Annotated in this window: 13 protein-coding genes and 1 pseudogene; 8 read left to right on the forward strand and 6 right to left on the reverse strand. The window is 71.6% G+C overall.

Annotation, left to right across the window (positions count from 1 at the left end; genetic code table 11):
- The 5 genes and pseudogenes from K2Z83_RS17000 to K2Z83_RS17020 form a co-directional block, all read left to right on the forward strand.
- A pseudogene (locus K2Z83_RS17000) lies at positions 1-550 on the forward strand (DNA polymerase III subunit gamma/tau); the annotation flags it as partial.
- Between the two features lie 69 nt (positions 551-619).
- Positions 620-931 carry a YbaB/EbfC family nucleoid-associated protein gene (locus K2Z83_RS17005; RefSeq protein WP_220596385.1) on the forward strand — a complete coding sequence of 104 codons (312 nt, stop codon included), beginning with the start codon at positions 620-622 and terminating at the stop codon, positions 929-931.
- 82 nt (positions 932-1,013) lie between these two features.
- Positions 1,014-1,631, forward strand: a complete 618-nt coding sequence (recR, locus tag K2Z83_RS17010; protein ID WP_220596453.1) for a recombination mediator RecR — start codon at positions 1,014-1,016, stop codon at positions 1,629-1,631.
- A gap of 14 nt (positions 1,632-1,645) precedes the next feature.
- Positions 1,646-2,008 carry a hypothetical protein gene (locus K2Z83_RS17015; RefSeq protein WP_220596386.1) on the forward strand — a complete coding sequence of 121 codons (363 nt, stop codon included), beginning with the start codon at positions 1,646-1,648 and terminating at the stop codon, positions 2,006-2,008.
- A gap of 93 nt (positions 2,009-2,101) precedes the next feature.
- Positions 2,102-3,130, forward strand: a complete 1,029-nt coding sequence (locus K2Z83_RS17020) for a hypothetical protein (RefSeq protein ID WP_220596387.1) — start codon at positions 2,102-2,104, stop codon at positions 3,128-3,130.
- A 149-nt stretch (positions 3,131-3,279) separates the two neighbouring features.
- On the opposite strand, the gene K2Z83_RS17025 is transcribed toward K2Z83_RS17020, so the two are convergent.
- From K2Z83_RS17025 to K2Z83_RS17035, 3 genes are all read right to left on the reverse strand, one after another.
- Positions 3,280-3,672: a DUF3037 domain-containing protein gene (locus K2Z83_RS17025; protein WP_220596388.1), complete on the reverse strand. Its 393-nt coding sequence runs from the start codon at positions 3,670-3,672 to the stop codon at positions 3,280-3,282.
- Positions 3,650-4,432, reverse strand: a complete 783-nt coding sequence (locus tag K2Z83_RS17030) for a HipA family kinase (RefSeq protein WP_220596389.1) — start codon at positions 4,430-4,432, stop codon at positions 3,650-3,652. Before K2Z83_RS17030 ends, K2Z83_RS17025 begins: the two co-directional genes overlap by 23 nt.
- 180 nt (positions 4,433-4,612) lie before the next feature.
- Entirely contained in the window at positions 4,613-6,067 is a 1,455-nt protein-coding gene (locus K2Z83_RS17035; RefSeq protein WP_220596454.1) for an alpha-amylase family glycosyl hydrolase, read from the reverse strand.
- Positions 6,068-6,477: 410 nt separating this feature from the next.
- Here K2Z83_RS17035 and K2Z83_RS17040 point away from each other — a divergent pair, with 410 nt between their 5' ends.
- Genes K2Z83_RS17040 through K2Z83_RS17050 form a run of 3 tightly spaced genes read left to right on the forward strand, consistent with a single transcriptional unit; the run spans position 6,478 to position 9,225 of the window.
- Positions 6,478-7,452, forward strand: coding sequence for a carbohydrate kinase (locus tag K2Z83_RS17040; RefSeq protein ID WP_220596390.1), 975 nt, complete (start codon positions 6,478-6,480; stop codon positions 7,450-7,452).
- Positions 7,449-8,324, forward strand: coding sequence for a D-hexose-6-phosphate mutarotase (locus tag K2Z83_RS17045; protein WP_220596391.1), 876 nt, complete (start codon positions 7,449-7,451; stop codon positions 8,322-8,324). Before K2Z83_RS17040 ends, K2Z83_RS17045 begins: the two co-directional genes overlap by 4 nt.
- A 13-nt stretch (positions 8,325-8,337) precedes the next feature.
- A complete protein-coding gene (locus K2Z83_RS17050; protein WP_220596392.1) occupies positions 8,338-9,225 on the forward strand; it encodes an alpha/beta fold hydrolase in 888 nt (295 codons plus the stop codon).
- Between the two features lie 21 nt (positions 9,226-9,246).
- Here the strand turns inward: K2Z83_RS17050 and chrA are convergent, their stop codons facing one another.
- The 3 genes from chrA to K2Z83_RS17065 form a co-directional block, all read right to left on the reverse strand.
- Positions 9,247-10,449, reverse strand: coding sequence for a chromate efflux transporter (gene chrA / locus K2Z83_RS17055; RefSeq protein WP_370650195.1), 1,203 nt, complete (start codon positions 10,447-10,449; stop codon positions 9,247-9,249).
- Between the two features lie 75 nt (positions 10,450-10,524).
- Complete coding sequence (locus tag K2Z83_RS17060) at positions 10,525-11,343, reverse strand: endonuclease III domain-containing protein (protein ID WP_220596393.1); 819 nt, start codon at positions 11,341-11,343, stop codon at positions 10,525-10,527.
- 62 nt (positions 11,344-11,405) lie between these two features.
- A partial coding sequence (locus tag K2Z83_RS17065) for a site-2 protease family protein (protein ID WP_220596394.1) occupies positions 11,406-12,532 on the reverse strand: 1,127 nt, incomplete at its 5' end.

A 12,532-nucleotide genomic window follows, 5' to 3' on the forward strand; every position in this document is an offset into this window, starting at 1 on the left:
GCGGGCCGCCGCCCCGCCGCCGGTGACGCCGCGCGCCGACCCCGTGGCGCCGCCCGCCGCCTCGCCACCGCCGCCCGCCGAGCTGGCGCCTGAGGCTCCAGCGGCTGAGGCGCCCGCAGAAGACCTGGCCCCGGCAGCGCCCGCCGCCGACCCGGAGGCGTTTATCGCCGCCAACGCCGACTTCACCGTGCTGGAGCGGGTCGAGGCGCTGTGGGAGGACATCAAGCGCGACGTGCGCCCGCGCAACCCGATGCTCCAGGCGCTCCTCAAAGACGTTCGCCCGATCGACGTGGAGGGCAACACGATCGTGCTGCTGGCAGCATCGACCTTCCACAAGGACAACCTGGAGAAGCCGCAGAACACCAAGATCGTCGAGGACGTGATCAACAAGCAGCTCGGCGGGGTCTTCGCCATCCGCTGCACGATCGAGACGAAGACCGAGAGCCGCGACCTGCGCGGGCAGATCCGCGAGGCGCGCAAGGATGAGCTGGTGCGCGCGGCGATGAATATTTTCGATGCCCACATCGTTGATATTGAGTCAGAGACCTGATCTTGTCGAAGCCTATGGCTTTGTGGTAAGCTACCCGAGCGCAAGCGCAAGAGAGTTAAGGAGCGACCGATGAACCCACGTCAGCTACAGCAGATGGCCCAGCAGATGCAGCGCCAGATGCAGAAGATCCAGGAGGAGCTCGGCACGGCCATGGTGGAGGGGAGCGCCGGCGGCGGCGCGATCACCGTGAAGATGAACGGCCACCGCGAGCTGCAGGCGATCACGATCTCCCCCGAGGTGATCGACCCGGACGACGTGGAGATGCTGCAGGACCTGCTGCTGGTCGCCTTCAACGACGCATCGAAGAAGGCCCAGGAGATGGCCGAGCAGCGCATGGGGCCGCTCACCGGCGGGATGAAGGGCATCCCGGGGCTCTTTTAATGTTGAATGCTGAATGTTGAATGTTGAATGCAGCACTGCAATCTCAACATTCAACATTCAACATTCAACATTCAACATTCATATGACATCGCGCAGCGACAACAGCCTGATCGTCGAGCCAGTGGCGCGGCTGATCGAGGAGCTCGGCAAGCTCCCCGGCATCGGCCCGAAGACGGCCTCGCGCCTGACCTTCTTCCTCCTGCGGGCGGAGGAGGGGCAGACGCGCGCGCTCGCCCAGGCCATCCAGGAGATGAAGGAGCAGGTGACGTTCTGCGCGCGCTGCTTCAATATCACCGTCGCCGAGCTCTGCCCGCTCTGCCAGAGCGCCAGCCGCGACCAGAGCAAGATCTGCGTGGTCGAGGAGCCGCTGGACGTGCTTGCCATCGAGCGCACCGGGGCCTACCGCGGGCTCTACCACGTGCTGCACGGCCACATCGCGCCCCTGGAGGGGATCTACCGCGAGGATCTGAAGATCGAGGAGCTGCTGGCGCGGGTGCGCGGCGAGCCGGTGGACGAGATCATCCTGGCGATGAACCCGAACACCGAGGGCGAGGCGACCGCGTTTCTGCTCCTGCGAGACCTGGCGCCCCTCGGGGTGCGGGTGACGCGCCCGGCGCGCGGCCTGCCCACCGGCGGCGACCTGGAGTGGGCCGACCCAGATACGCTTGGCTCCGCACTGGAAGGCCGGCGCGAGCTGTAGACCAAGGAACCCCGATGAGCCTGACCGATATCATCAATGAGGCAATCGACAAGATCTCGGGCGCCCTCTTCGCCGGAGTCGTCAGCACCGACGGCCTGGGCATAGAGATGGCCTTCGCGGGCGGTGGGGAGCACCTCGACATCGAGCTGGCCGAGCTGGAGCTGAGCACGCTCGCGTCGGCCGCGTCGGCCGCGTCGGCCCGCATCGGCTCCGGGTATGTGCTTGACCTAATGATCGAGACAGAGGATGTGATGTACCTGGCCGGGATGATCACCCCCGGCTACTACGCGGTGCTCGGCGTCCGCCCCGACACCAGCCTCGGGCGCGCCCGCTTCGCCGTGCGCCAGATGGTCGAGCGGATGAAGCAGGAGCTGTAGGGGCGCGTGGGGGCGCAGCGCGCTGCGCCCCTACAGCCACATCACGCCGGGGAGTCTCACAGAGGCTCCCCGGCGTATTGCGAGGAGGCCAGTATGATTTCGACATCCCCGGCGGCCCCGACCGAGCAGGAGTGGCGCGCGCTCTACGCGGCCGCCGTCCAGCTCAAGGCCCTCGAACCGTGGGAGTGGATGCTCGACGACGATATCTTCGGGGTGCGCGACCCTGAGACGCAGCAGATCGGCTACTGCTGCATCATGGGCAACCTGGGCGAGCACTTCGCCCTGGCCGTCTACCTCGGCGACGAGGGGCTGCGCGGCTACCTCCAGATCCAGTCGGGCGCGTTCGAGGAGAACCCGATTGAGGCGCTATTCTCCCAGCTCTGCCTCCAGGTCTCGTTCGAGGACCGCGAGATGCTGACGAAGGATGAGCGCGCCCAGATCAAGGCGCTCGGCCTGAAGTATCGTGGGCGGAACGCGTGGCCCTCCTTCCGCAACTATACGCCCGGCTACTTCCCCTGGGCGCTCAGCGCCCCCGAGGCGCGCTTTCTGACCCTGGCGATCGAGCAGGCATGTGAGGTGGCGGCGCGCTTCGCGGACGACCCGGAGATCCTCGACCCGCCCGTCGACGGGGCGCTGCTGCTGCGCGAGCGCGCCGGCGAGGGCTGGCGCGAGATCTGGCACCAGCCCGACCTGACGCCGCCGCTGCCCGCGGCCGCCCCGCCGGTGGACGAGCTGCGGCTCCAGCGGCTGCGCCAGGCGAAGCTGCGCCGCACCGGCGCATGGGAGAGCGGGCGCTTCTCGATGCCGCAGCCGGTGCAGGACCGCGCCGACGACCGCCCCTACTACCCGGTCTCCACCCTGTTTGTCGATGCGGCGACGGGGATGGTGCTGGCACCGGGCGTCGGCGACCCGGAGGGCTGGCGCGAGGCGTATCAGGAGCAGTGCCTCGACCTGATCGAGCAGGGCCAGGTGCTGCCGCGTGAGATCGCCAGCACCGATGTTGAGCTGCGCGACCTGCTGGCGCCGATCTGCGCGGCCCTCGGGATCAAGCTCAAGGCCCGCGAGACGCCGATGTTTGATGATGTGCGGGAGAGCTTCCTGGCCTACTTCGATCGGATGTAGGGCGGCTGCGCCGCCCACACCCCCACAAAAAGACTGATGGTGCTGCGGCGCGGCGTAGCCGTGCCGCAGCACCATCAGTCTTTTTTGTGGGAGAGCGAAGCTCTCCCACACCCTCGCCGTTCATGGTAGGGGCGGCTCGCGAGCCGCCCCTACGCGCCCGCCGCCACGTCCCGGGCGAAGAGGCGGTCGAGGGCGGCCCCTGGGTCGTCGCACATGCCGACGTGGACGGCCGAGGGCTGCACGATGGCGCTGCGCGGGGCGGTGAGCCAGCGGAATCGCTCGTGGGCGGGCAGGTCGCCGATCGGGCCGGCCGCCCTGCCCCCGGCGCAGATGATCGGGATGTGGCCGAGCTGCTCGCGCAGCAGCTCAAGGTCGAGCCCGGGGCCGAGGGCGCGCAGGCGCGGCTCGTCGACCTCCAGGCGCGCGGCCAGGTAGCGGCGCTCGCGGCAGAAGAGCACTACCCCCACGTTGATGAACTCGCCCCGCTCGACCCGCGGCACGGCGCGGATCAGGGCGTACTCATAGGCGCTGCGCGCGGGCATCGGCCGCCTCCTCCACAAACAGGCGCGGCGACTCGACCCGCGCGCGCAGGTACTCCTCGTAGGCGGCGCGGTGCTCGCCCACGCTGGCGAAGGCCGGCTCGCCCTCCAGCCAGGCCTCGGGGATGTCGGCCACCAGCCCGGCGATCAGCGCGGGGGTGACGAGGGGCGCCAGGGCCGCGTCGGCCGCCTGTAGGTCGCCGGCGACCTTGAGCAGGATGTGGTCCTTGATCGGCTGGAAGCGCCCGCGCGCTCTGGCCCGCCAGTCGGCCCAGGTGTGGTGCATGTAGAGTGCCGCGCCGTGGTCGATCAGCCAGAGCTTGCGGTGCCAGAGCAGCATGTTCGGGTTGCGCGGCGTGCGGTCGACGTTGGTGATGTAGGCGTCGAACCAGACGATGCGCGCCGCCAGGTCGGGCTCGACGCCCGGGACATTCAGCGGGTCGAAGTTGAAGGAGCCGGGCAGGTAGTCGAGGGCCACGTTGAGGCCCTCGCTGCGCGCCACCAGCTCCTGGATCTCGGCGTGGGGCTCGTTGCGGCCGAGGGCGCCGTCGAACTCGACGAAGACCAGCTCGGGGACGGGCAGGCCGAGGGCGCGGCCGATCCTGCCGGCGAGCAGCTCGGCGATCAGGGCCTTCGGCCCCTGGGCCGCGCCGCGGAACTTGAGCACGTACATCCCGTCGTCATCGGCCTCGATGATCGCGGGCAGGGAGCCGCCCTCGCGGAGCGGCTTGACGTAGCGGGTCGCTGTGACAGTTCGGATCATTGGCGTATTATAGCGTAGGGGCGACCCTTGTGGTCGCCCTTCCGTCGCATGAGCCCGCCCTTCCAACGGAAGGAGTCGCCCTTCCGTCGCATGAGCCCGCCCTTCCGTCGCATGAGCCCGCCCTTCCAACGGAAGGAGCCGCCCTTCCGTCGCATGAGCCCGCCCTTCCAACGGAAGGAGCTACGGCGGGGTGATCAAAAAGATGTACCCCGTCTGCGGGGGGATCTCGGCGAGCGGGGCGTAGCCCGTGAAGGCCCCGCCCTCGCCGACGGTGAGCGCGGCCGCCTCGCCCTCGGGCGCGCCGTAGATCGGCGTGAGCGCGTATGTCCCGGCGGGCAGGCCGCTGGCCGCCGCGCCGAGGGTGACGCCGGCGACCGGGGCGCTGTCGAAGTTGATCAGCACGAGGGCCCGGCTGTCGCCCTGCTGGCGGATGAAGGCGGCCACACCGCCCTGCACATCCAGGGGCGTGAAGTCGCCGGTGGCCAGGGCCGGCGTGCCGGTGTGCAGGTTGATCAGGGCGCGGTAGGCGTTGAGCAGCGAGCCGGGGTCGTCGGTCTGGGCGGCCACGTTCTTGGTCGCCGCGTCGGACTGGGGCGCCTCCCAGGGCGCGCCCGTGGTGAACCCGAAGCCTGCGCCATCGCCGGCCCACTGCATCGGCGTGCGGATGCGCTCGTCGGGCTTGACGCCAAGCATGCCGATCTCCTCGCCGTAGTAGACGAAGGGCAGTCCGGGCAGGGTCAGCAGGCCGAGGGCGGCCAGCTTCGCCTTGGGCACGCTGTCGCCCAGCACCGACATGGCCCGGCTCTGGTCGTGGTTGGTCAGGAAGGGCGCCCAGCGCTGGAAGGGCAGCTTGGTGTAGGCCTCGGTGACGGCCTTCATGTAGAGGCTGGCGAGGCCCAGGTTGGCCGCGCCGACGGTCTGCTTGGCCACGTCGAACTCGAAGTACATGTCCATCTGGTCGGGGTAGTAGGCGGCCAGGGAGGATGGGTTGCCGTCGAAGATCTCGCCGATGGTGAAGCTGCCCGGGGCGGCCTGCTGCAAGAACTGGCGGTAGCCGCGCAGCCAGTTGTGGGTCTCGACGGTGTCGGCCTGGGCGGCCCCGTGCTCGATCATGTGCTTGACCGCGTCCATGCGGAATCCGGCCGCGCCCATCTCGCTCAGCCAGAAGGCGCTGATCTTCTCGGCCTCGGCCGTCACCGCCGGGTTGCGGTAGTTCAGGTCGGGCATCTCGCTCCAGAACATGCCGTAGTAGTACTCGTCGGCGACGGGCGACTTGTGCCATGCCTCGCCGCCAAACGGCCCCTTGTAGGGCGGCTTCTGCTCGGCCCAGAGGTAGTAGTCGCGGTAGGGCGAGGCCGGGTCGTGCAGGGCGGCCTGGAACCAGGGGTGCTGCGAGGATGTGTGGTTGAGCACCAGGTCGAGGATGACCTTGATCCCGCGCTTGTCGGCCTCGGCCACCAGCCGCCTGAAGTCGTCGTTGGTGCCGTAGGCCGGCTCGACGGTGTAGTAGTCGGTGACGTCGTAGCCGTGGTAGCTGGCGGCCTTCATGATCGGCATGAGCCAGATGCAGCTCGCCCCCAGGTCGCCGGTGGTGCGCGGGTCGCCGTCGCTGATGTAGTCGAGCCTCGCGATCAGGCCGTTGAGGTCGGCGCGCGCGCCAACGGAAGACCGCCTCCTTCCATCGAAAGGCCGCCTCCTTTCATCGAAAGGCCGCCTCCTTTCATCGAAAGGCCGCCTCCTTTCATCGAAAGGCCGCCTCCTTCCATCGAAAGGCCGCCTCCTTCCATCGAAAGGCCGCCTCCTTCCATCGAAAGGCCGCCTCCTTTCATCGAAAGGCCGCCTCCTTTCATCGAAAGGCCGCCCCCTTTCATCGAAAGGCCGCCTCCTTTCATCGAAAGGCCGCCCCCTTCCAACGGAAGACCGCTCTACGCTCTGCGCTCTACGCTCTGCGCTCTGCGCTCTACGCTCTGCGCTCTACGCTCTACGCTCGGCTATAGGCGTTATAATAGCCACACGGTGATCAGACATGGGGATGGAGGGGCGCGATGGAGCGAAGACTCTGCAGCCTGGGCGAGATCCTGTTCGACTTCCTGCCGGTAGAGGCGGGCGGCGAGGTGACGGGGTTCAGCATGCACCCGGGCGGCGGGCCGTATAACGTGGCCGTGGGCATGGCCCGGCTCGGCCAGCCGACCGCCTTTGTGAGCAAGGTCGGCGACGACTTCTTCGGCCGGCGGCTGCGGGCGGCGGTGCGGGCCGAGGGGATCGACGACCGCTTCCTGGCCACGGCCCACGGCGCGCCGACGACCCTGGCCTTCGTGGCGAACGAGGGCGGCGAGCCGGCCTTCACCTTCTACGGCGAGGGCGCGGCCGACACCCTGCTCGCCCCCGAGGATCTGCCGGAGGCCTTCTACGCCGAGACATCCCTGCTGCACTTCGGCGGGATCAGCCTGCTGCGCGGCAGCACGCCCGCCGCCGCCCTGGCCGCCGTGGCCGGCCTGCGCGGCAGGGCGCTGATCTCCTTCGACCCGAACGTGCGCCCGGCGGTGATCGCGGACGCGGCGGGCTACCGGGCCACCCTGGAGCGCGGCGTGGCCATGTGCGACCTGCTCAAGCTCAGCGCCGTCGATATCGACTGGCTGGCCCCCGGGGCCGAGCCGATCGCCTACGCGGAGGGGCTGCTCGCCGCCGGCCCGGCGCTGATCATGGTGACCCGCGGCGGCGCCGGGGTGATGGCCCTGCGCCGCGGCCCCGCCGGGGTCGAGCGGGTCGAGGCGGCCGGCTTCCGCGTGCAGGTGGCCGACACCGTGGGCGCGGGCGACTCGTTCAGCGCGGGGTTCCTGGCGGCCCTGGCCGAGCGCGGCGTGCTGGGCCGGGCGGCCCTAGAGGCCCTGCCCGCCGACGAGCTGCGCGCCGCCCTGCGCTTCGGCGCGGCGGTGGCCGCGATCACCTGCACCCGCGTGGGCGCCGACCCGCCGACCCGCGCTGAGGTGGAGGCCTTTGTGGCAGGGGCCGACCAATGAGGCGGCACGAGATCCCCGACCGGGCGCAGGTCGTGGACGGGCCGGGGGGACTGCCCCACCTGCTGCTCAGCTCGCCGGCCGCCTCCGCCGAGGTCGCCCTCCAGGGCGGCCAGGTGCTGCGCTACGCCCGCGCGGGCGGGTGCCCCGCGCTGTGGGTGAGCCGCGCGGCGGTCTACGCGCCGGGCAAGGCCGTGCGCGGCGGCGTGCCGGTCTGCTGGCCCTGGTTCGGCCCGCACCCGAGCGACCCGGCCAAGCCGCAGCACGGCTTTGCGCGGACGATGCTCTGGGAGCTGCGCGCGATCGGCGCCGAGGGCGACCTGACCTGGGCGCGGCTGGGGCTGCGCGACGACGAGGCGACCCGCGCGCTCTGGCCGCACGCCTTCGACCTGGAGCTGACGGTGCGCGCCGGCGAGCAGCTCGACATCGCGCTGACGACCCGCAACACCGGCGACGCGCCCCTCACCTACGGAGGGGCGCTGCACAGCTACCTGGCGGTGGGCGATGTGGCCCAGATCATGATCGACGGGCTGGACGGCGCGCGCTACCACGACAAGGTGGGCGGCGGCGAGCACGCCCAGGCCGGCCCGGTGACGATCAGCGGCGAGGTCGACCGGGTGTACCATGGGACGACGGCCGCCTGCGCGGTGCGCGACCCGGCCCTCGGGCGGCGGGTGACGGTGGCGAAGGCGGGCAGCCGCACCACGGTGATCTGGAACCCCGGGCCGGAGAAGGCCCGGCAGATCGCGGACATGGCGGGCGACGAGTACGCGGGCATGGTCTGCGTGGAGGCGGCCAACGCCGCCGACGACACGGTGACTCTCGCGCCCGGCGCGGCCCACACGCTGCGGACGGTGCTGGGGGCTGAGGGGTGAGGGGAGGGGGTGTATGGCTATTCCTGCGATCCAATACATTGAGCTGCCCACCGGACGGCTGGCCTACCGGAGGGGCGGGGACGGCCCGCCGCTGCTGCTGATCCACGGCTGGGGCGGCTCGTCGCGCCACTGGATGGGCGCCTTCGCGACCCTGGCCGATAGCCACAGCATCTATGTGCTCGACATGCCGGGCTTCGGCGAGTCGCCGCCGGCGAGCGGGCTGCGCGGGCTGCCCGGGCTGCGCGAGGCCGTGCTGGCCTTCATCGACGAGCTGGGGCTGGGGGCGGTCAAGCTGGCCGGCCACTCGCTGGGCGGGGCGGTGAGCCTGATGGTCGCGGCGGCCCAGCCGAGCCGCGTCGAGCAGCTGGCCCTGGTGAGCTTCGGGCTGGCCCGCTCGCCCGAGGAGGAGGCGCACTACCGCGAGCTGGGCACGCAGCTGAGTATGATGACGGCGATCTGGGCACCATGGCTCACCCTCTCGCGGCCCTGGCTGGCCCTCTCGCGGCCCTGGCGTCAGATGATCTGGACGACGCCGCCCCTGCCAGAGATGCTGGCCGCGCCCCTGCTGCACCGCATGCCCGACCAGGCCTCCCTGGCCGTGGGCATCGCCGACCTGGCGGCGATGGACGCGCTGGCCGCCATGGAGGGCGCGTCCAGCCAGGGCGACCCCCAGGTGCGACAGGCGATCCCCCTGGCGGCGATGCCGGCGCTGGTGCTCGGCGGGCGGCAGGACCGGATCTTCCCCCCGGCGAGCACGGCGTCCCTGGCCGAGGCCCTGCCCAGCGCGCGCCTCACGCTGATCGATGAGTGCGGCCACGTGCCCATGGCCGAGCAGCCCGAGGCCTGCTACGGCCAGCTCCGGGCGTTCTTCACCGGCCTGGACCGGGCGGTCGGCGGGTAGAGACGCAGCTTTGCTGCGTCCCTACCCGCCGATGGCAGCCCCGCCGATGGCGCAGAGGGCCACCACGGCCCAGGGCGGGGCCTTCCAGAGCTGGAGCAGGGCGAAGGCGGCCAGGGCCAGGGCCAGGTCGAGCGGGCCGGCGACGGCGCTGGTGAAGACCGGCGTGTAGAGGGCGGCGATCAGGATGCCGACCACGGCGGCGTTGACCCCGCGCAGGGCGGCCTGGGCGTCGGCGCGGGCGCGCAGGGCGTCCCAGAAGGGCAGGGCGCCCCAGACGAGCAGGAACGAGGGCAGGAAGACGGCGACGAGGGCCAGGGCGGCCCCGGCCCAGCCGCCGGGCGGCGCGGCGCTGGCGGCGCCCAGGTAGGCCGAGAAGGTGAAGAGCGGGCCGGGCACGGCCTGGGCCGCGCCGTAGCCGGCGATGAACTGCTCGGGCGTGACCCAGCCCGGCGGCACGACGACCTCCTGGAGCAGCGGGAGCACCACGTGGCCGCCGCCGAAGACCAGCGCGCCGGCGCGGAAGAAGCCGGCGAAGAGGGCGAGCGCGGGGCTGTCGGCCACGGTCTGGAGCAGGGGCAGGCCCACGAGCAGGCCGGCGAGCAGCGCCCAGCAGGCCACGGCCACGCCCCGGGGCACGCCGAGGCGCAGGGCGTGGCCGCCACCGGCGGGGGCCGGGCCTGCGAGGAAGCGCCAGCCGAAGATCGCGCCGGCTAGGATGGCGACGACCTGGGACAGGGCGCTGGGCCAGGCCAGCAGCAGGGCCGCCGCCGCGATCGCCAGGCTGGCCCGCGCCCGGTCGGGGCAGAGCCGGGAGGCCATGCCCCAGATCGCCTGGGCCACCACCGCCACCGCCACCACCTTCAGCCCGTGCAGCCAGCCGGCCCCCGCGCCGCCGAGGGCGCCCATGCCGAGGGCGAAGGCGGCCATGGCCAGGGCCGAGGGCAGCGTGAAGCCGACCCAGGCCGCCAGGCCGCCCAGCATCCCGGCGCGGGCCGTGCCCAGGGTGATGCCGACCTGGCTGCTGGCCGGGCCGGGCAGGAACTGGCAGAGCGCCACCATATCGGCGTAGGTCTGCTCATCGACCCAGCTCCGCCGGCGCACGAGCTCCTCGCGGAAGTAGCCGAGGTGGGCCACCGGCCCGCCGAACGAGGTCAGGCCCAGGCGCAGGAAGGCGCCCAGGACCTCCAGGGCGTCGCCCCATGTCTGATCCGTCGATTGCTCCACATTCCCTCCTCAGATGTTGTTTTATGCTGACCGATGCGCACCTACGGTGCGCATCGGTCAGCATAAAACAACTCTTCAATGCCCGCTGCGCGGGGGGTGCGCCTGGTACCAGGCGCACCCCCCGCGCAGCGGGCAGCCATCGTCGCTGGCGAGGTAGCTCTCGCGACCCTCCTGGGCGCTGTAGACCCGGCGGGCGGGCGGGCCGTCGCAGCGGGGCCGGCTGAGGCAGTAGCGCACGCAGGCCTCGTTGATCTGGGCGTGGAAGTCGGCGTACAAGGCTGAATGTTGAATGTTGAATGTTGAATGTTGAATGTCAGCTTCGATGGCGAGCCGCAGCTGATCGTAGGGGCGACGCCACGGCCCGGCCTGTCCCCTGTCCCCTGTCCCCTGTCCCCTATTCGGCCCCACTCGCTCAAACAGCCGCCTCGTATACTCATCGACCACGAACACCGGGTGGCCGCCGGCGTAGAGCATGATCACATCGCAGGTCTCGGGGCCGACGCGGGGCAGGGCGAGCAGCTCGGCGCGCAGCTCGGCGGCGGGCTGGGCCAGCATGGCCGCCGTGTCGCCGGCGTGGCGCGCGCAGATGTGGCGGGCGATCGCGATCAGGCCGGGGGCCTTCTGGGTGTGGAAGGCGGCCGGGCGGATGAGCGCGGCCAGCTCGGCCGGGTCGGCGGCGGCCAGGGCGGGCGGGCCGAGCAGCCCGGCGCCCAGCAGGCGGCGCACGGCGGACTCCACCGTCTCCCAGCGCGTCTGCTGGACGAGGACGGCGCCGACGATGATCTCGAAGGGCGGGTCGTCGCCGAGGAGCGGCCACCAGGGGTTGCGCGCCTCGGGGCCGTGGAGGGGGCCGAAGCGGGCGCGCAGGGTTTGGTAGAGATCGATCAGGCGCATATATATGCCCGTAGGGGCGCAGCAGGGGAGGCGCCGCGCGCGGCGTCTCCCCTGCTGCGCCCCTACTTATGACGCGCCATCTGCACCTGCACGTACACGGCCACATCGCGGCGGTGGAGCAGGCCGACGAGGTGCGGGCCGTCGGTGACGGGGATGACCTCATCGGGGCCGGCGTTGAGGATGTAGAGCGCGTCGATCGCCGTGGCCTGCGGGCCGACGCTGCGCAGCTGGTCGAGGGGCGTCATCGCGTCGCCGACGAGGCCGGTCGCCCACTCGGCCGGGGTGTGGCGGCGCAGGTTGCGCAGCGTGATCATGCCGAGCAGGGTGGGCGCGGCGTCCCCACCCTGCTGCTCATCGGCCACGGCGAAGCCCGTCTCCGAATGGCCGAGCACATAGCGGGCCACGAACAGGTCGAGGGTGAGGCCGGGGGCGACGGTGTGGAAGCGGCGCTGCATCAGGTCGGCGACCCGCACGTGGCGCAGCGCCGTCTGGAGGAGCACCTGGCGGAAGCTGCCGCTGGCGGTGCGGTGGAGGAAGTAGCCGATGACGCCGGCCCAGAGGGCGAGCATGGGCGCGCGGGCGAGCAGGCCGAGGGCCGCGCCGCCGACGCCGATCAGCGCCCCGCAGATCTGGCCGACCTGGGCGGCCACGCGGGTGGCCGGCAGCATATCATCGGCGAGGTACCAGAGGGTGGCCCGCAGCACGCGCCCGCCGTCCATCGGGTAGCCGGGCAGCAGGTTGAAGACGGCCAAGATCGCGTTAGCCATCGCCAGGTGGGCGGCCAGGGCGCCGACGACCTCGGCCTCAGCGCGGTCGCCGACCCACCAGAGCATGCCGCCGGCCAGGGCGATCAGCATGCTCACGGCGGGGCCGGCCACCGCGATCGCGAACTCGGCCCCCGGCCCGGGCGCCTCGGCGTCCACCTCGGCCACCCCGCCGAAGGCGAAGAGGGTGATGCTCTGCACCGGCACCGTGAGCCGGATGGCCATCAGGGCGTGGCCGAGCTCGTGGAGCAGCACCGAGGCCCCGATCAGGGCGGCCATCAGCGCGGCCAGGGCCAGGTCGCCGCCGCAGACGCCGGGGCCGCCGCAGGCGTACTCGGCGTAGACGGGCCGCAGCGAGGCGACCATCACGACGAAGATCCCCACCCAGCTCCAGTGGAGCCGGATGGGGATGGCGGCGATGCGGC

Origin of the sequence: Oscillochloris sp. ZM17-4 (assembly GCF_019599295.1) — a bacterium.
In the GTDB taxonomy this organism is placed as follows: domain Bacteria; phylum Chloroflexota; class Chloroflexia; order Chloroflexales; family Chloroflexaceae; genus Oscillochloris.